Source organism: Streptomyces luteolus (assembly GCF_029968015.1).
Lineage (GTDB): Bacteria > Actinomycetota > Actinomycetes > Streptomycetales > Streptomycetaceae > Streptomyces > Streptomyces luteolus.
On sequence record NZ_JASCIS010000062.1, the window covers coordinates 1 to 17,898 of the forward strand.

16 protein-coding genes and 1 pseudogene are annotated in these 17,898 nt (G+C 69.3%); 9 read left to right on the top strand and 8 right to left on the bottom strand.

Annotated elements, in window-relative coordinates; genetic code table 11:
• Nucleotides 1–204 precede the first annotated feature (204 nt).
• Nucleotides 205–1,413, bottom strand: coding sequence for a M20 family metallopeptidase (locus QIT00_RS35320; protein WP_282539622.1), 1,209 nt, complete (start codon nucleotides 1,411–1,413; stop codon nucleotides 205–207).
• 803 nt (nucleotides 1,414–2,216) lie between these two features.
• Between QIT00_RS35320 and QIT00_RS35325 the strand changes: the two genes are divergently transcribed.
• The 3 genes from QIT00_RS35325 (at nucleotide 2,217) to QIT00_RS35335 (ending at nucleotide 5,097) form a co-directional block, all read left to right on the top strand.
• Nucleotides 2,217–2,552, top strand: a complete 336-nt coding sequence (locus QIT00_RS35325) for a hypothetical protein (RefSeq protein ID WP_282539591.1) — start codon at nucleotides 2,217–2,219, stop codon at nucleotides 2,550–2,552.
• On the top strand, nucleotides 2,549–3,715 hold the full coding sequence (locus QIT00_RS35330; RefSeq protein ID WP_282539592.1) for a WXG100 family type VII secretion target: 1,167 nt from the start codon (nucleotides 2,549–2,551) through the stop codon (nucleotides 3,713–3,715). Before QIT00_RS35325 ends, QIT00_RS35330 begins: the two co-directional genes overlap by 4 nt.
• 323 nt (nucleotides 3,716–4,038) lie before the next feature.
• A complete protein-coding gene (locus tag QIT00_RS35335; RefSeq protein WP_282539593.1) occupies nucleotides 4,039–5,097 on the top strand; it encodes a hypothetical protein in 1,059 nt (352 codons plus the stop codon).
• Nucleotides 5,098–5,235: 138 nt separating this feature from the next.
• Here the strand turns inward: QIT00_RS35335 and QIT00_RS38815 are convergent.
• A pseudogene (locus QIT00_RS38815) lies at nucleotides 5,236–5,549 on the bottom strand (hypothetical protein).
• 510 nt (nucleotides 5,550–6,059) lie between these two features.
• Here QIT00_RS38815 and QIT00_RS35345 point away from each other — a divergent pair.
• The 3 genes from QIT00_RS35345 (at nucleotide 6,060) to QIT00_RS39100 (ending at nucleotide 7,910) form a co-directional block, all read left to right on the top strand.
• A complete protein-coding gene (locus tag QIT00_RS35345; protein WP_282539594.1) occupies nucleotides 6,060–6,368 on the top strand; it encodes a putative quinol monooxygenase in 309 nt (102 codons plus the stop codon).
• A 5-nt stretch (nucleotides 6,369–6,373) separates the two neighbouring features.
• Nucleotides 6,374–7,612: a helix-turn-helix domain-containing protein gene (locus QIT00_RS35350; RefSeq protein ID WP_282539595.1), complete on the top strand. Its 1,239-nt coding sequence runs from the start codon at nucleotides 6,374–6,376 to the stop codon at nucleotides 7,610–7,612.
• 115 nt (nucleotides 7,613–7,727) lie between these two features.
• Nucleotides 7,728–7,910, top strand: coding sequence for a CPCC family cysteine-rich protein (locus tag QIT00_RS39100; RefSeq protein ID WP_408909916.1), 183 nt, complete (start codon nucleotides 7,728–7,730; stop codon nucleotides 7,908–7,910).
• 9 nt (nucleotides 7,911–7,919) lie between these two features.
• On the opposite strand, the gene QIT00_RS35355 is transcribed toward QIT00_RS39100, so the two are convergent.
• The 4 genes from QIT00_RS35355 to QIT00_RS35370 all read right to left on the bottom strand — a co-directional run bounded on the left by QIT00_RS35355 (nucleotide 7,920) and on the right by QIT00_RS35370 (nucleotide 12,901).
• On the bottom strand, nucleotides 7,920–9,125 hold the full coding sequence (locus QIT00_RS35355) for a hypothetical protein (RefSeq protein WP_282539596.1): 1,206 nt from the start codon (nucleotides 9,123–9,125) through the stop codon (nucleotides 7,920–7,922).
• A 52-nt stretch (nucleotides 9,126–9,177) separates the two neighbouring features.
• Nucleotides 9,178–10,116, bottom strand: a complete 939-nt coding sequence (locus QIT00_RS35360) for an N-acetylneuraminate synthase family protein (RefSeq protein ID WP_282539597.1) — start codon at nucleotides 10,114–10,116, stop codon at nucleotides 9,178–9,180.
• Nucleotides 10,117–10,127: 11 nt separating this feature from the next.
• Complete coding sequence (locus QIT00_RS35365; RefSeq protein WP_282539598.1) at nucleotides 10,128–11,444, bottom strand: N-acylneuraminate cytidylyltransferase; 1,317 nt, start codon at nucleotides 11,442–11,444, stop codon at nucleotides 10,128–10,130.
• Nucleotides 11,445–11,572: 128 nt separating this feature from the next.
• Nucleotides 11,573–12,901 carry a DUF6716 putative glycosyltransferase gene (locus QIT00_RS35370; RefSeq protein WP_282539599.1) on the bottom strand — a complete coding sequence of 443 codons (1,329 nt, stop codon included), beginning with the start codon at nucleotides 12,899–12,901 and terminating at the stop codon, nucleotides 11,573–11,575.
• 187 nt (nucleotides 12,902–13,088) lie between these two features.
• On the opposite strand from QIT00_RS35370, the gene QIT00_RS35375 reads away from it, so the two are divergent.
• The 3 genes from QIT00_RS35375 to QIT00_RS35385 are packed head-to-tail and all read left to right on the top strand — an operon-like array spanning nucleotide 13,089 to nucleotide 16,551.
• Nucleotides 13,089–14,075: a glycosyltransferase family 2 protein gene (locus tag QIT00_RS35375; protein ID WP_282539600.1), complete on the top strand. Its 987-nt coding sequence runs from the start codon at nucleotides 13,089–13,091 to the stop codon at nucleotides 14,073–14,075.
• Nucleotides 14,075–15,436 (top strand): polysialyltransferase family glycosyltransferase, encoded by a 1,362-nt coding sequence (locus QIT00_RS35380; RefSeq protein WP_282539601.1) that lies wholly within the window; start codon nucleotides 14,075–14,077, stop codon nucleotides 15,434–15,436. The genes QIT00_RS35375 and QIT00_RS35380 overlap by 1 nt, the downstream gene beginning before the upstream one ends.
• Nucleotides 15,433–16,551, top strand: a complete 1,119-nt coding sequence (locus QIT00_RS35385; RefSeq protein ID WP_282539602.1) for an acyltransferase family protein — start codon at nucleotides 15,433–15,435, stop codon at nucleotides 16,549–16,551. The genes QIT00_RS35380 and QIT00_RS35385 overlap by 4 nt, the downstream gene beginning before the upstream one ends.
• Nucleotides 16,552–16,555: 4 nt before the next feature.
• Here QIT00_RS35385 and QIT00_RS35390 read toward each other — a convergent pair whose 3' ends face one another.
• Both QIT00_RS35390 and leuE read right to left on the bottom strand, forming a co-directional pair.
• On the bottom strand, nucleotides 16,556–17,137 hold the full coding sequence (locus tag QIT00_RS35390) for a Uma2 family endonuclease (protein ID WP_282539603.1): 582 nt from the start codon (nucleotides 17,135–17,137) through the stop codon (nucleotides 16,556–16,558).
• Between the two features lie 40 nt (nucleotides 17,138–17,177).
• The gene (leuE, locus tag QIT00_RS35395) at nucleotides 17,178–17,834 is read right to left on the bottom strand and encodes a leucine efflux protein LeuE (RefSeq protein WP_282539604.1); all 657 of its coding nucleotides are present in this window, start codon (nucleotides 17,832–17,834) and stop codon (nucleotides 17,178–17,180) included.
• Between the last annotated feature and the right edge of the window lie 64 nt (nucleotides 17,835–17,898).

Consider the following 17,898-nt stretch of genomic DNA (forward strand, 5'->3'; position numbering starts at 1 on the left):
TCGTCGCCCGAAGGGCGGCCCCGCGGCGTCAGGTGCGTGCTCACGGCGTGCCGGGCGCAGGCCCTCGTAGCGGAGCTACTTGGGCCTTCGCCCGGTGCGGCGAGTGGGGGTCCCCCCGGCCGAAGGCTGGGGGAGCGTGCATGGCGTCGCGGGGCTGGGGGCACCTCCCAGCGGTAGCTGGGGGAGGGAGATTGAAGACAGGGCCTAGGGACGGGCGTCGAGCAGCGCCGCCGCCGTGAAGAGTTCGACGCCCACGGTGATCGCGGTCTCGTCGGCGTCGAAGTCGCCCTGGTGGAGATCGCGTACGGTGCGCTCGCCCGGAGTGCGGACGCCGAGGCGGGCCATGGCGCCGGGCACATGCTCCAGGTACCAGGAGAAGTCCTCGCCGCCGAGGCTCTGTTCGGTGTCCTCGACGCTCTTCGCGCCGCGCCGCGCGGTCATCGCGTCGTGCAGCAGATCGGTGACCGCCGGGTCGTTGACGACGGGCGGGACACCGCGGATGTAGTTGATCTCGGACTTGGCGCGGTGCAGGTCGGCGATCTCCTGGATCGCGCCGTGCACCAGGTCCGGCGCCGCCCGCCACGCCTTGAGGTCCAGGCAGCGCACGGTGCCGGAGAGTTCGGCGTGCTGCGGGACGACGTTGCAGGCGTGCCCGGACTCGATCCGCCCCCAGGTCACGGCGAGCCCCGAGCGGGCGTCGACCCGGCGGGCCACGAGCGCGGGCACGTCGGTGGCGACCTTGGCGGCGGCGGTCACGAGGTCGGTGGTGAGGTGCGGTCGGGCGGTGTGCCCGCCCGGGCCGTCCAACGACACCTCCAGGCGGTCGCAGGCCGAGGTGATGGGCCCGTGCCGAAGGCCGATCCGCCCGGCGTCGACCCGCGGGTCGCAGTGCACGCCGATGATCCGGCCGACGCCTTCGAGCACCCCGGACTCGATGGCGTCCGGCGCCCCGCCCGGCAGCACCTCCTCGGCGGGCTGGAAGATCAGCCGTACGGGAGCGGGGAGTCGGCCCTGCTTGTGGAGTTCGGCGAGCACGAGCCCGGCCCCGAGCACGACGGTCGTATGCACGTCGTGCCCGCAGGCGTGCGCCCGGCCGGGGACCGTCGAGCGGTACGGCACGCTCCCCTTGGTGTCCGGAATGGGCAGGGCGTCGATGTCGGCCCGCAGCGCGAGCACGGGCCGCAGGGGATCCGGTACGCCGATGTCGCACACGAGCCCGGTCCCGGTGTCGAGCACGCGCGGCGCGAGCCCGGCCTGTTCGAGCCGCGCCTTGAGGGCCGCGGTCGTACGGAACTCCTGGTTCCCCAGCTCGGGGTGCATGTGCAAGTCACGCCGGAACGCGATGAGTTCGGCACGCAGCGCGTCGGAGAGGGTGCCGGGCAGGAACTCAGCGACTTCGGACTCGGGGGACATCAGTTGGTTCACCCTGCGAAGGGTAGGGCTGTTTCGGGGTCAACCAACCCGCGATCAACGAAACTTCAGCCAGATTGACGTAGGAAAGTCAGGTCGCGTGTGTATGGGTGGGGGGTGTGGGGGGTATGACTTCTGGTTCGGTCGGGCCGGGGCTGTGCCAGCGGACATGGTGCTGAGCACCGGCACCCTGTGCCCTTGCCCTCGCAGGGCGCACCAAAGGCTCTACGAAAGTCCTTAACTCCGAGCAGGTGGTCGAATTGCGCCGCAAGGGCACGCCAACTTCACACATGCGACACCATCGAGCGGAAGGTGGCACCAACATCACACAAGGGCATAGGAACTGGACTGCGCCCAGGGTGCGTTGCTCGTATGCGATGGCGCACGGTGTGGGGCAGGTTGTTAGGGTGACGCGTGTGACTTCACAGCGCCGGGCGGCGGCATCTCGGGGGGACTTGATGGGTGGACACACTGATCTCGCTGCCAGTCAGGACAGCTTGGCTCGCCTGACCGATGAGGGAGCCGAACCCTCACGGCACGACCACTGAGCCGGGCACACATCGCCACCTCGGCTCCGGTCTCCGGCGTAGACCCGGAAACGCCCACACATCCGGGGCTTCGGCGCCGCCGACCGCGCCCCGCCCTCTGCGGTTGCACAGCCATGCCAAGGTGCGTGTGGAATTTACCTCCGGCCTAACACGGAGCCACCCATTCAACGCGAGGCGCCGCGAACAAGATTTGGATACTAGGCGCCCCATTGACTATGGGCGTCATCAGCGAACAGCCCATGACGACAGGGACGAACCATGGCCGACGACTCTCCATATTACGCAGATGGCGCCGGACGGAGCCTCGCCAAGAAATTTGAACTGCAGGCATACGACCTGCGCGCCTACCTCAAAGAATTCAGCGACCAGACCGGAGAGGAAGCCATAACCGACGGATTCGGCGTCCTCACGGAGTCAGAGGAGGTAACGACAGCCTATATCGACTTCTCTAGAAATGTCACGGACGCGATGAAGGTCGTCCACGAGCATCTTGATGCAATCGCGGATGCGCTCAGGAAGGTGAACACGAACACCGAAGTAAACGACGAGGCCACCGCCGTTCTCTTCGGAAAGAACGAGGGGGGAGCCAAGTGAGCGGGAGTGAGTCGGCGGCCGAGGAGATCATCGAACTCGGCATCGAAGTCTGGAACCCGGGCGGGAGGCCTGACGAACTACGCGAGGCAGCCAAGGCGTGGCGCAAACTCGCAGAGAACCTTCGCGAACTCGTCAAGGCCCTGGACGGCAACGTAAACGACACCGTCGGTGATACGTGGCGAGGTCTGGCAGCAAATGCCTTTCAGAAGCATTGGAAGGAGTTCTCGGATGCCGTGCTAGCGGCAACCGATGACTTCGAAGAGGCGGCCAAAGGGCTCGACGAAGCCGCCAAGAACATCGACGAGATCAACGCCGAAGTGCACGACATCTACTTGGAGATCGGGATCTCTGCGGCGGTCTCCGCCGGTATGTCTGTGTTCACGCTTGGGATATCAGCAGCGGTGGGGACCGCGCGCGTCACCATGCTCGTCGATCGAGCCCTCAACGCCATTGGCATACTGGGCCGGGCCCTGCGCCGTATCGCGCAGGCGTTCCGCACACTTCACGCTGCCGGTGGCTGGCGTAAAGTCGCGGTGGAAGGACTCGCAAACTGGGCGGGCGGTTCCATCGGCGGAATGATCACCAGCCAGCTCAGCGGAAAGGGTTGGGAGGTCGGGACCAACCTCACCGGGGGCTTCGCCGGCGCCACTGTGGGCACTGCTGCGGGTAAGGCAGCCACGGCGCTTGGGCGGGGGGCAATTTTGAGCGGCGTAGCAGGCGGCGCGGCTGGTGGCTTCACGGGTGATGCCCTCGATTCGGCTCGCAAGCAAATCATGCCGGATGACAAGAAGGACAAGACGGGGAAATACGCGGAGGACTTCGACATCCGACAGGCGGGTGTCACTGCCGTAACCGGCGGTGCAGCGGGGGGTGTCGGAGGAGCAGGCAGGTCCGTGGACAGAGGTCTTGATGATTTCGCCAGGGACCTCCGCAGCGAGAACGACTACACCAACGTCGGACGCCGTCCTGAACATCAGAATTCCGCTATCGACACCGGATGGGGCAGCTCCCTCCCTGTGGCAGGTGGCGTCGCGGCGAACGATGCCAAGGACGAGGTCGGCGACGTCGACAAGAGCGAGGCGGCCGCCGAATCGGCCGCCAAACGGAACAGCGATAGCCTGAGCACTCCCGCCGTGGACAAGATAAAACAGGACTTCGGGTGACTCGTATGACCCATGTGGTGAAGCCCACTCGGCAGAGCGAGCTGACAAAGCGTGTTGGTCTTTACTGTGGCATCGTCGCTTTCCTTGCTGCCGTCACTGTACTTTCCGTTTGGACGCTCAGTTCGAGTCCCGTCCTGCGGCAACGAACCATTCTGGTTGCTCTCGCTTGCGCGCTGGCCTGTGTCGGAGTAGTCGCGGCGTACCGGAGAAGACTGGATCCAGCCCCCTCGGCGGACAGGTTGCCGGAAGCGGGCGGGTACGCCGGCGAGATCGCCCAGATCGCTCCTCTGCCCACGCGCCTCCCCTCTCGGCGTGGACCGCAAATGCGTCGGCTGAGCTGGGGAGTCGGCGTCGGCGTCGGCCTGCTGGCCCTCGCCGCGATGACCGTGGGAGATCCACTGCCCTCCGACAGGGTGGAACAGATCCGCACTGCAGGTGCCGAGGTGAAGGCCGTGCGCGTCCTCGATGTCGAGGGCAGTCGTGAGCATTCACCGAGCCGCGGCAAGGACTTCTACACCGCCCGTGTCGTGGTCGAGTTGCGTGGCACACGTGGTGACACCGCCGAAGCGACAGTGGGCGCCCGCTCTCAAGACAAGTTGCAGCGGGGCGACCTGATCAGCGTGATGTTCGCGCCCTCGGACCTCCAGCTGGGCGCGTTGCAGTGGGGTTCTCCCGAATTGCTCGCTGAGGTAGACGGTCAGACACTCTCGTGGTTTCCCCGTCTCGTACTCGCCTTCCTGCTTCTTGCGGCCGTAGGAGCCGCGCTCAGCACGGTCCGGGACCAGTTCGGATGGCGAAGTTTCGCGCGGCTGGGCGACGATGGCAGGTCTCTGCGTGGGCAGTGCGCCGAAGCCGGAAGGGACCGACGCGCTCCTGACGGCGAGGTGGTACGACCGGTCAGGCGCGCTGTGCTGAAGGTGCGTGCAGAGGCGGGAACCGTCTACTTCTTGGCCCCATTCCCTGTGCGCAACGTCCCGGAATCTGTCTCCGGGGAAAATCTTTGGCTCTGTTGGGCCAAGCTCAGGCGGCAGTCCTCCAAGGTCACCACTCCTGCCGTGCTGGTCTTCGATTCAGGACTGGTGGTGCACGGGAAGCTCGCAGCGCCCGATGTCGCGAAGTTGGAGACCACCTCCGGCATGAGTGCGCAATGGGACGCTCGGGCCGACCAGGACCGAAAGCTATCGCTGTGGGACCCGCAGTCGCTGTGGCCGCAATCCGTCAGCCCGTTCTTTCTGGGGCTCGCGACGCTGGTGATCGCCTGTGCAGGACTGCTGGCATTCGACCTGGACGGCGGCTGGCGCTGGGCCGTCGGTGTCGTCGGCGTGCTCGCTGCTCTGGCAGCGGCGGGGGAATTCGCGGGCGACGACCCGCCCGACCCCTAGAGATTGCCCGCCGGGCACCGCTCCGCGCTTGCGTCCAGGCGCGGGGCGGTGCACTCCAGCCCAGGGACTGGGCGAGCCAGAACGGAGCGCTCCCCGGATTCAGAGTGATCCGCTGCTGCATCTTGATCCCGGACCGGATCAATCCTCCGGAGCTGGCGTCGAACCATCGCCGTGGTAGTCAGCCTGCTGCAGGCGATCTCCCCTGCTCATGGCGATGCGGCACACATCGCGCAAGGCTTCCGCCATGCGGTCCACCAGGAAACTCAGTTGCGCCCGAGTCACCTGCTCGTTCGCCTTCATGTCAGCGGCGTGGTCGAGTAGGTCGTCAGCCATGTCCAGCTGCACGGATTCGACGTTGTCGGCGACGCGGGAGACGTGGCTGGAGCCGGTGCTCCGTCACTGATCAGGTAGCAGGGCTTGCCCTCCGGGCTCGACCAGGGCAGCAGACGCACGGTCCGAGCGGAGTCGTCATGGCGGGTCACGGCGTCACCTCCACCCCGTGAATCCGGCTCGGCCCCACGTCGATGCCGTAAGAGGAGAGCAGCAGGGCCCGGCGGCGGGCGCGCTGGAGGCGGACCTCGTCGCGCTCGGGGGACCCGGAGTACAGGCGAACTCGCAGTTCGGCACGGACAGTTGGAGTGAGCGCCGGACGGGCGGCACAGGGCGCTGGGCCCTGCACGCCATCACCGGCAAACCGCGACCGATGACGGCCCCTCGGCGGGAGAAGTAGCCGTAGAACCGGCTCTAAGCAGCGGGCGATAAAGTGCAGCACGTCGACCTGCTTCCGTCAGGTTGGCCATGCCCCCGGACCGTTGACGCGGTCGCGGGGGTCCTTTCGTGACGCCTCGTATCTGCATCGTCACCAAAGTAGTAGCAGAAAAATTGCGAGTCAAGTGAAACTGCTACTACCGACAGGACTACCCACCTGAGAACCTGACTGCGACAACGACAGAGGAGTTCGGGTGCACTCAGGTTTTGGACTGGTGGTCCGCTTCACCCTGCGCGAAGGCGCCAACGATGCCTTCGACGCGCTGACCGCGAAGACCCTCGAAGGTGTCAGAGCCGCCGAGCCCGGAACGGCGCTCTACCTCACCCACCGCGTACCGGACGAACCGAGCGTCCGGGTCTTCTACGAGCTGTACGAGGACCGGGCCGCGTTCGAAGCTCATGAAGCGCAGCCGTACGTGCAGCACTTCCTGCGTGAGCGGGAGCGATACGTTGCCCGGACCGAGGTGACGCTCTTGTCCGCCATCGACGGAAAGGTGCAGTGATCCCAGTGACCGACGAGGGACGGCGCTCGTTCGGCGCCCGCGTTGCCGGACTTCGGGCCGAACGCGGCATGACGCAGAAGCAGTTCGCCGCCGAGATCGGCCGTACGCCGAGCTGGCTGTCCCAGGTCGAGCGAGGCGTTCAGCCGGTCAACCGCCTCGATGTACTGCGGCTGTTGGCCGACGCGCTCGGCGTATCCGTCCAGGACCTGCGCCCGGACGCGCCGCAGGCGAGCAGCGCACCTGCCACCGGCCCGGTCCCGAACGACCTCGATCAGGCCAGGCTGCTGCTCTCCGGTCATCCCGCACTCGACGTGGTGCTCGACAAGGAAGGCCGCAACGAGAGCCCCGACATGGCTGAGCTGCGCACAGCCGTGGACAGCATCTGGCACCTCGCTCACAGCGACCGGTACACGGAGCTGAGTACGGAGTTGGGGCGCATCCTGCCGCGCCTCGAACGCGCTGCCCGGACCGCCGCGGCGAAGGACCGACCCGAGGCGTACTCCCTCCTGGCGCGCGCCTACCACGCCCTGTCCGCCGCGTTCGTCCGCCAGAACGAGGCAGACGCCGCTTGGGTGGCCGCGGACCGCTCGATCAGCGCGGCCGAGCGGTCCGGGCGCCCGCTCGACGTCTTCGCGGGCATCTTCCGGCTGGCGCACGCGTTCGTCCGGCTGAAGCGCTACGACCAAGCCGAGCATGCGGCCCGTTCGGCGGTCAGTGTCCTGCGTCGGCACACGAACGGCCCCGAGCGCGTCACTGCGGAAACCCTGTCTCTGCTCGGATCCCTGCACCTCGTACTCGCCCTGGTCTACGCCCGTTCCCAGAACCGTGCGGACGCGCAGAAGGAGCTGGAGAGTGCACGTCGGATCGCGCTTCAACTTGGCGAGGACAGAAACGACTTCGACCTCGAGTTCGGCCCGACCAATGTCGAGATCCAGGCCGTCTCGATCGCTGTGGATCTGGGTGACGCCGGTGAAGCGCTCCATGTCGGTGAGGCACTGGACGCCACGCATCTCTCCGCCGAGCGTCAGGCACGTCTGGCCATGGCTCTCGGGCGTGCGCATGCACAACTTCGCCATGCGGGTGAGGCCATCCGCTGGTTCCTGCGAGCGGAGGAGCTCGCTCCCGAGATGGTCCAGTCGCACGTTGCGGCCCGGTCTGCCGTTCGTGACCTCATGCTCGTCGCCGGACGCTCCGCACCCCCCGAGTTGAAGCGCCTTGCCGACCGTACGGATGCAATGGCTTGAGGTGGAGGAACGAAGGGAAGTCGACGGCGGTTCCGCCAGCGGCAGGTCCGCCTGCCCCTGATGCGGGTTCCTGATGCGGGTTCCTGACGATTGAGCGTAGAGGGCGGCACGAGACATGCTCGGTCTGTCCTGGGGGAGGGGGGACGACAGCCCCGCTGAGGACGATCCGGAGGGATGTGTCGGTGGCCCCAACCGCGTGAGCCTGGCGCAAGCGCGGCGGAACGTCTCCGCGTACGGCGCGTCCGAGGAACGTCTGAAGCGGTTCGTGCGCCCACCGTTCCCGGACGAGCACCCTTGATGCCTGCCCTCAGGCACTCCCCGTCGAGTGCAACCGTCGTACGTCCCTGGCCGTCCCCGTAACCCCCGAAAGGAACCCCTCCGCCCGAGGCGACGCGTTCTCCGTCAGCCAAGCCGGGTCGATGTCGCAGACCGCCACCTCGACCTCCGTGCCCGCGAGGGCCAGCGGCAGCGTGTGGACGACCGTCGACGGGAAGCTGAGGATGGTGCGGCCGATGGGGCCTCTGCGGGCGATGAGTTCCAAGGGGAGGTCGGGGCGGACGATCTCCAGGCCCGTGGCGGACGCCAGCGCGTGGAGTTTCTCGGCGCTTTCGCGGCGGTGGGCGAAGTAGCGGGTGGCGCCGTGGGTGCGGGCGAGGCGCCTGACCGCCTCCAGGTAGCGGTCCGGGTCGACCACGCCCGTCTCGACCAGGGACGTGCCCACCAGGTCAGCGCCCTTCGTCAGGCGGGGCGGGCCGAAGCGGGCGCGGGTCCAGGCGAAGGTGTTCGGAGTGAGGCGTACGCCTTCGGGGATCTCGTTCACCGGCATGGACGAGAAGACCTCCACCTCGCTGCCCGAGCCGGGCGTCAGGCGGCGGACCGCCGCCCGCGCGAAGGGGGCGAAGACCAGGTCGCGGGGGCCGGGGCGGCCGCCGTGCCGGTGCCAGCGCACCAGCCGCTCGCCGCGGGCGAGTTGGGCGATGAACTCCATCGTGGCCGTGCCGTCGTCGACGACCACCAGGTCGCGGGCGCGGGTGATGGTGAGGAGGAGTTGTACGTAGCGGGAGAACGGGTCTCCGATGACGATGCGGGCGGCCCGGCGCAGTTCGGGAGCCAGGGCGCCGATCGTCTTCAGGGGGGCGCTCGCGCCGCCGCGCGCCTCCTCCCAGCGCACCGCGTGCCCCTCGTCGCGGGCCAGTTCGGCGACGCGGCGCAGCTGGCCGCGGGACATCGGGTCGAGGGGGGAGAGGATGACTATCGTCAACTCCCCTCGTACGCCCGGCCGCCCAGCGTCCTCGTGCGCCCACTCCAGGACGTTCAGAAGCTGGACCGGGCTCTCCACGAACGCGAGGGTGCCGCCCACCTGAGAGCCCGTACGAGAGCGCGTACGAGAGCGCGTACGAGAGCCCGTACGAGAGCCCGTACGAGGGTGGGCACCGCGGCCGCCCGGGGCGCGGAGGGCAGGGGTGACCTGCTCCGCGTCCCGGGGCGCGCCGTCGGGCCCGTGTTCGGACATCACCGTGAGGTGTCTCCGGGTTCCGTGGGTTCCGTGGGTTCCGTGTGCCGCGTCAGACCGCGACCGGCTCGCGGTCCGCCGACTCGGCCTCGGCCACGACGCCCTCGACGCGGCGCAGCTTCTTCATCGGGCCGAGCTCGGACTCGTAGACCTTCTTGACGCCGTCACCGAGGGAGGCCTCGATGGTGCGGATGTCGCGGACCAGGCGGGTGAGGCCCTGCGGCTCCACGGAAGCGGCCTGGTCGGAGCCCCACATGGCGCGGTCGAGGGTGATGTGGCGCTCGACGAAGGTGGCGCCGAGCGCGACCGCGGCGAGCGTGGTCTGCAGGCCCGTCTCGTGGCCGGAGTAGCCGATCGGGACGTTCGGGTACTCGGCCTGCAGGGTGTTGATCACGCGCAGGTTGAGTTCCTCGGCCTTCGCCGGATACGTCGAAGTGGCGTGGCAGAGCAGGATGTTGTCCGAGCCGAGGACCTCGACCGCGTGGCGGATCTGGCGAGGGGTGGACATGCCGGTCGAGAGGATGATCGTGCGGCCGGTCGCGCGGAGCGAGCGCAGCAGCTCGTCGTCCGTGAGCGAGGCCGAGGCGACCTTGTGGGCCGGGATGTCGAACTTCTCCAGGAAGGCGACGGCCTCGGTGTCCCACGGCGATGCGAACCAGTCGATGCCGCGCTTCTTGCAGTGGTCGGAGATGGCCTGGTACTCGGCCTCGCCGAACTCCACGCGGTGGCGGTAGTCGATGTAGGTCATCCGGCCCCAGGGGGTGTCGCGCTCGATGTCCCACTGGTCGCGCGGGGTGCAGATCTCCGGGGTGCGCTTCTGGAACTTGACCGCGTCGCAGCCGGCCTCGGCGGCGACGTCGATCAGCTTGAACGCGTTCTCCAGGTCACCGTTGTGGTTGATGCCGATCTCGCCGGTGATGTAGACGGGACGGCCGGGGCCCGCGGTCTTGTTGCCGAGGGTGCGCAGGCGGGACTGGGATGCAGCAGACATGAGGTGTTTCCTTAGCTGTTGAGGGAGTCGAGAGAAGGGCCGAGGATCCAGCTGGCGATCTCTCGGATCGCGCCTTCGCCACCGGGGACGGTGGTGACGGCGCGTGCGGCGCCGCGCACGACGTCGTGGGCGCTCCCGACCGCCACGGGCCAGCCGACGAGGCCGAAGCACGGGAGGTCGTTGACGTCGTTGCCGACGTAGAGCACGCGCTCAGGCGCGATGCCCTGCTCCTCGCACCACTGCTTGAGTGCGAGGTCCTTGCGGTCGATGCCGTGCAGCACGGGGATCTTCAACTTCCGTGCGCGGGCCGCGACCACAGGGTTCTGTTCCGTGGACAGGATCAGCAGCGGGATGCCTGACTTGCGCAGGGCCGCGATGCCGAGTCCGTCGCCGCGGTGCACGGCGACGACCTCCCGTCCTTCGGAGTCGATCAGCACCTTGTCGTCGGTCTGGGTGCCGTCGAAGTCGATGACGATCGCGTCCACGTCGGACGCGGTCGGGAGCTCCTCGCGGTCGAGGAGCGGGGCGAGCGCGCGGGCGCGCGCCAGGTCGTGCGGGTCGTCGACCTCCAACACCCTTGCGGGGTCGGTGCGGACGAGTTCCGTACGGCCGAAGAAGCGGTGCCGGTGCTCGCGGAAGCCCGGGGCGTCCATGGCGTACGCGGCGCCGGTCTCCAGGAGGTCCTGCGGGCGGTCCTGGCGGCGCGGGCGGAACGACTTGTCGTGGTTGACGCCGTAGCCCCCGGCCGCGGCGAGCACGGTGGCGGTGGACGCGGACCCGTTGCCGTCGACCGCGTTCCGGGCGCGGACGGCACCGTCCACGGCCCCGGTCGCCTCGTCCGCGCTGTCCCGCCACACGAAGCCGTGGAAGGGGGCGACGGTGAGGGCGGTCTCGGCGCCCTTCTCGGCGACCGCGGCGGCCACGCCGTCCACGTCCTCGCGGGTCAGGAACGGGCTGGTGCACTGGACGAGCAGGACCACGTCGACGGGCGAGCCGTGCAGCGCCTCGTGCGCGTCCATGGCGTGCAGGACGGCGGCCTCGGACGTCGCGGTGTCCCCGGCGATGGCGGCGGGGCGGAGCACGACCTCGGCACCGGCCTCACGGGCGACGGCGGCGATGGCCTTGTCGTCGGTGGAGACCACCACGTCGGTGACGTGCCGGGCGGCGCGGCACTCGCGTACGGCGCGGGCGACGAGCGGCACGCCCGCGACGGGGGCGAGGTTCTTGGCGGGTACGCCCTTGGAGCCGCCGCGTGCGGGGATCACGGCGAGAACGCGGCGCACGGGCGCGGCGGTTGGGCTCGGTTCTCCCGGTTGCGAGTTGCTCATGGGCTGTTCTCCTTGGGGGGCGGTGGGTACGCGGAAGGCTGGGGAGGCGCCGGCCACGGCGGTCGTACGGGGACTCACGGCGGGGCGGGGACTCCCGGCGGGCCGGGGACTCCCGGTGGGGCGGGTGCTCACAGCTCGCCCATCCGCCGGATCACCGGGGCCACGCGCTGCACGCCGTGCCGGTAGGCGCCGCGCGCGGCCTGCCGTACGACCTGGCGCACCGGGCCCGGCTCCTTCGCGGCGAGGGGCGCACCGGGCAGCGGGGCGCCGTCGGGCCCGAGGTGGTGCCGGGCGAGCACGCCGGGCTGGTAGCCGGGCGCGGTGACGGGTGTGTAGTACGGGTCGAGGGGCGGCATCCGGTCCAGGGCGGCGAGCTCGGCGACGCGGGCGCGGGCGGCGTCGTAGGCCCCTTCGACCTCCACCCCCTGGCGGGCCAGCCACGCCTCGTCCGGCTCCGGGACGTGCCCCTCGTCGAGCTGGTCCCAGGAGGCGAGGCAGCCGGAGCCCACGAAGTGGTGGTTGCCGAGCGCCTCGCGCACCCCGAGGTCGGTGAGGACCGCGGTGGGGATGCGCCGGTGCAGGGACTCCAGGGCTGCGGTCGAGGAGACCGTGACCAGGAGGTCGGTGCGGTCCAGGACCTCGCCCATGTGCCCGTAGACGAGGCGGCAGTTGGCGGGCAGTCCGCCGGGGACCTTCTGCGCCAGCTTCTGGTACGGGAGCTCCTCGATGTGCGTGGTGTGCTCGCCGGGCTTGGAGCGCAGCTTGATCAGCACCTCGCGCTCCGGGTGCCGGCGGGCGTGCGCCACCATCCGGTCGAGGAGGTAGGCGCGGTCCTTGCGGCTCTCCGGCACGGAGGGCTGCGCCGCGAAGACCACGGTGTACGGGTGCTGTGTCCGACCGGAGTCGTACGGTTCGCCGCCGAGGAAGGGCAGCGCGCACTCCACGACCGAGCCGGCGTCGGCGCCCACGCCCTCGTACACGGCGCGGAAACGCTCCGCGTCCTGGCGGGAGTTGGCGAGGACCAGGTCGGCGCCGTGGCGCAGGAGCAGGCCGTCGGCGAGCTTCTCGTAGACGACGCCGACATAGCCGGTGGCGACCACGGGGCGCTGCTCGCGGCCGCGCCAGCTGTGCGCGAGACCGTGCAGGAGGGCCTGCACGGCTCCGCCGACCAGGGCGAGCACGATCAGGTCGTACGGCTCGTCGCCGTCCTGCCCCTGGCCTTCCATCGCGCGCAGGAACTCGACGGCGGTGACTTCGCGCAGCGTGTCGGCGCGCACCCCCACCTCGGCGAGCTGGCGGGGGGTGGGCGTCGCCCGGCCGCGGAGCAGGTAACCGTCAAGGCGGACGTCCTGCCGACTGTCCTCGATGAGGCGGCTCGCGGTGAGCGAGCCCCACTTCCATCGGGTGTCGGAATCCGCGAGGACGGCGACCCGCTGCTTCTTCCTCGTACTTGGCACGTCGATGACGCTAGGAAGGAATTCGGAGGCGCGGCCTAATCCGAATACAACAAACGGTTAACAGCAGACCGCCGAACGGCCAACTGGCCCGCGAGAAAGGCCGGTTAACCATTCCGCCATGCTTCGTTCACCCACCGGCCCACTAACGGTCGAGACGAATGGCGCTCGGCAACCTAACGTCCCCTGCGTGGTTAAGCTCTCCGTCATCGTGCCGTTCTACAACGTGCAGCAATACGCGTCCGACACCCTGCGATCGCTGCGGGACAACGCGCGTGCCGACTTCGAATTCATTCTCGTCGACGACTGTTCGCGCGACGAGACGCCGGAGATCCTGCGGCGGGCCGAGCGCGAGCTCTGTGATGTCGCCCGGGTCAGATACGTACGCCATGAGGTGAACGGCGGTCTGGCCACGGCGCGGAACACCGGCCTCGACGTGGCCGAGGGCGAGTACCTCACGTTCCTGGACGGCGACGACTGGCTCGCGCCCGGGTACTACCTGCAACTCCTCGCATCCATGGAGGAGTTGGGCTGCGACTTCGTGCGCACCGACCATGTGCAGTGCACCGCGCGGGCGCGCAGCGTCCACCGGGTGCCGCACGGGCGGCGCGGCGTGGCCCTCGACCCGCGCTCGATCATCCTGCCCGCGGACCGGTCCACCTCGGTGGACTACGCGTTCGCGTGGGCCGGGATGTACCACCGCCGGCTCGTCGACAAGGGCCTCCTGCACTTCACCGACGGACTGCGCACGGCCGAGGACCGGCCGTGGATCTGGCGCCTGCACCGGGAGGCCGAATCCATGGCCGTTCTCGGGCATCTGGGCGTCTACTACCGGCGCGGGGTGGCTTCCTCGCTGACCCAGATCGGGGACGTACGGCAGCTCGATTTCATTCGGGCGTTCGACCAGGTGGTACGGGAAACCGCCGCTGACCGGGACGCGGCCGAATTGCTGCCGAAAGCGGTGCGGACGTACTGCGCGATCATTTCCCACCACCTGGGATCCATCGAAAGGTTTGAACCTCCCGTGGCCCGAAAGCTGCGCTCGCTGAGCGCCGCGGCACTGAAGCGCATGCCGCAGGACGTACTCGACGACGCGCTCGACTCCATGGACGTGAAGCGCGCGACCCGGCTGCGCCGGCTGCGCCGCCGTCCGGTCTCGGCGGAGGTGGCCGCGTGATGACCTCGCACACGTCGACGGGGGGCCGCGGCACCACGCAGATCTTCTTCGCCTCCACCCTGTACGGGACGGCCACCCTGGCCGCAGCCCTGGACGCGGACTGCTTCCCGGCCGCTTCCCGGCGCCTGCTCCTGGTCAGCAACAACGCGGCCAACCCGGAGACCGCCCCGGCCCTCGACACGATGCCCGGCTTCGAGCAGCTGCGCGGCCGCTTCGACGGGGTGCTCTCCTGGAACGAGGCCATCTCCCCGTTCCACCCCGGGGGCTGGTCGCCGCGCGCGGACGACATCCCGCTGTGGGAGCGGTATCTGCGGATGCTGTGGGACCTCGGAGACGACGACATCCATCTGGCCGTCGAGTCCATCCAGGTCAACCCGGCCCTGGCGCTCACCCAGATCTTCACCGGCGCCCCCGTGGACGTGTACGCGGACGGCCTGATGAGCTACGGCCCGACCCGCAACAAGCTGGACCCGCTGGTCGGCACCCGCATCGACCGGCTGCTGCACCTGGACCTCGTACCGGGTCTGAAGCCGCTGCTGCTCACGGAGTTCGGGGTCGGGCCGGAGATCGTGCCGACCGACACCTTCACCAAGGTGCTCGGTGAACTCGACGACAGCCAGGGCGACTTGGAGCTGCCGTCCGGTCAACCGGCGCTGCTGCTCGGCCAGTACCTCTCGGCGCTCGACATCCTCACCGCCGAGGAGGAGGAGCGGCTGCACGTCCGCATGCTCAAGGGCGCCCTCGAACTCGGCCACGAGCACGTGGTGTTCAAGCCGCACCCGAGCGCCCCGGCCCGCTGGTCGCGCCATCTGGAGGAGGAGGCGGAGCGGCTCGGCGCCCGGCTGACCGTCCTGGACGAGCCGGTCCTCGCCGAGGTGCTCTACCAGCGGCTGCGCCCCGCCCTCGTCGTCGGCTGCTTCTCCACGGCCCTGCTCACCGCGTCCGCGCTTTACGGCCTGCCGGTCGCGCGGATCGGCACGGAGGTGCTCCTGGAGCGGCTCACCCCGTACCAGAACAGCAACCGGGTGCCGGTCACGATCGTCGACGCGACGGTGCCCGAGCTGACCGACAAGGCGGCCGTCCAGGCGCAGCACCAGGAGACCTCTGACCTGGAAGGGCTGGTCAAGGCCGTCGGCTTCGCGATGCAGCCGCAGATCTATCCGGAGCTGCGCCCGGCCGCGGAGTCCTATCTCTCGGACCGCCTGAACGCGCACACCTGGCGCTACTTCAAGCGCCGCCGGCTCACCTCGCTCGCCCTGCCGGGTGGTGTCCCCAGCCAGCTGGGCTTCATTCCGCGCAATGCGACGGTGCGGCGCGTGGCCCGCCGGGCCAGGGCCGTCAAGCGGGCAGCTCTCGGATGAGCGCGCCGCCGAGCACTCTCCTCGCCCCCACCACGGTCGTCGCACGGCCGTCCGTCGCCCGCCGCGTCCCGCGCCTGCGCGCCCTCGACGGCCTCCGGCTCATCGCCGCCCTGATGGTCGCCGCGTACCACTACGGCGGCCGGGACGGCGAGATCGGCGAGGCCTGGGGCAGCTCGCCCGCGGTCCAGTTCCCCACGGCGCACGAGTGGTTCGCGTACGGCTGTCTCGGCGTGCAGATCTTCTTCGTGATCAGCGGATTCGTGATCTGCATGAGCGGCTGGGGCAGGCCCCTGCGCTCCTTCTTCGCGTCCCGCGTATCCCGCCTCTTCCCCTCCTACTGGGTCGCGATCGTCCTGGTGACGGCGGTCTTCGCGCTGCCCCCGGTGACGTACGCGGCGGTCTCGCCCAGCGACGCCCTGGTGAACCTGACGATGCTGCAGCAGCCGCTCGGCGTGGACCGGGTGCTCGGGGTGTGCTGGACGCTCTGGGCGGAGCTGCGCTTCTACGCCCTGTTCGCGCTGTGCGTGGTCCTGCCGGGCGCGAACCGGCAGCGGGTGGTGCTGTTCTGCGCGGTCTGGACGCTCGCGGCGGCCATCGCGGAGGCGGCGAACTGGCCGCTCCTCGACCTGGTCCTGATGCCGGAGTACGCCCCGTTCTTCATCGGCGGCATCGGCCTGTACCTGGTGCACCGGGACCGCAAGGACATCACGGCCTGGGGCATCGTCGGCGTGAGCTGGCTGATCGGCCAGCACTACGCGGTGGACCGGCTGTGGCACGCGCCGAACCCGGAGTTCTTCTCGTACCGCTCATCGCTCGGCATCATCGCCGTCGTCACGCTCGGATACGTGGCCGTCGCCGCGATCGCCCTCGGCTGGCTGAACCGCGTCGACTGGCGCTGGCTGACCACGGCGGGCGCGCTCACGTACCCCTTCTACCTGGTCCACGAACACCTCGGCTGGGTCTCGGTCGCCGCCCTGCACCGAGGGCTCGGCCTGCCGTCCTGGACGACGTTCGGCCTGACGATCGTCGCGATGCTGGTGCTTGCGCGGTTGCTGAACCGGTATGTGGAGGAGTGGGGGACGCCGTTGATTCGGAGGAAGCTGACGGGGAGGTGAGGGCTCAGTCGCCGTCGAGGAGGGTGTTCACGCTCAACTCGGGGGAGACTCCGACCGATTCAGGCACGCGGAACGTCTGCCCCCGCTTGAAGCGCACAGGCTCGGGATACACACCGTCCACCGGTTCGCTGAACAGCAGCACCTCGTCGTGCTTGCGGTCGACGACGACGTAGACGGGGACGCCGGACTGGGCGTAGCACTCGGCTTTGGGGCCGAGCGCGTCGGCCCAGTCCACGCAGGTCACTTCCAGGACCAGCCGGAAGACATGTGGCGCGTGGCAGTTCTTCTCGACCACTGCACCCAGGAAGCCCTTGTCCACCACGGCGAAGTCGGGGACCGCGTAGTCATCGGGACCACTGGCCAGCCAGATGCCGAGAGCCTGGATCCATTCGAGCCCGCTGCCCCGGATACCGGCCCGCTCGAACGCCCTGCCCAACTCGGTCAGCGAGAGCGCGTGCGATCCGTCCGCGTGCGGCCTTGCGGTGAGCCTCCCCTGGAGAACCTCCACCCGGTGCCCGGGCGGCAGCACGTCCCAGAGGAGTTCGGCAGCATCGGCAAGCGTCGCTTTCTGCGCCATCGAAGGCATGTCGCACCTCCCCCTCCCAGATCAGGGTGTGCGGGGCAGATTACCCCGTACTGGCCAGCGAAAGCTTCGCCGCGAAGCCCAGGAACAGGGCGCCCGCCGCCGAAGTGGCCGTCGCCGAGAGGCGCTTGCGGCGGCGGAAGGCGTTGGCGAGCTTCGTGCCGCTGAAGATCAGGGCCGAGAGGTACAGGACCGAGGCGAGCTGGGCGAAGGCGCCGAGGACGACGAAGGAGAGCGCCGGGTAGGCGTAGCCCGGGTCGACGAACTGGACGAAGAAGGCGATGAAGAACAGGATCGCCTTCGGGTTGAGCAGGCTGATGACGAAGGCCCGGCGGAACGGCCGCTCGTCCGAGCCCGCAGCGGCCTCGCCCTCCCCCTGCGCCCGCTCCTCGCGCCTGCTCTTCCACATCGACCAGGCGGCGCGCAGCATCCCGACCGCCATCCAGGTCAGATAGCCCGCGCCCGCGTACTTCACGATGCCGAACAGCAGCGCGTTGGCCTGGAGCAGGGAGGCGACACCGGCGGCGGAGAGCGTCATCAGGACCGTGTCCCCGCACCAGACGCCGGCCGCCGCCCGGTACCCGGTGCGTACGCCGCGACGGGCGGCCACCGAGAGGACGTACAGGGAGTTCGGGCCGGGCAGCAGAATGATCAGGGCCAGGCCCGCGAGGTACGTGGGGAGGTCTATGACGCCGAACATGCGCGGAGTGTCGCACGGCGCCCGGCGCTCGGGACAGCGCATTCCGGATAGCGGACGCGGCTTC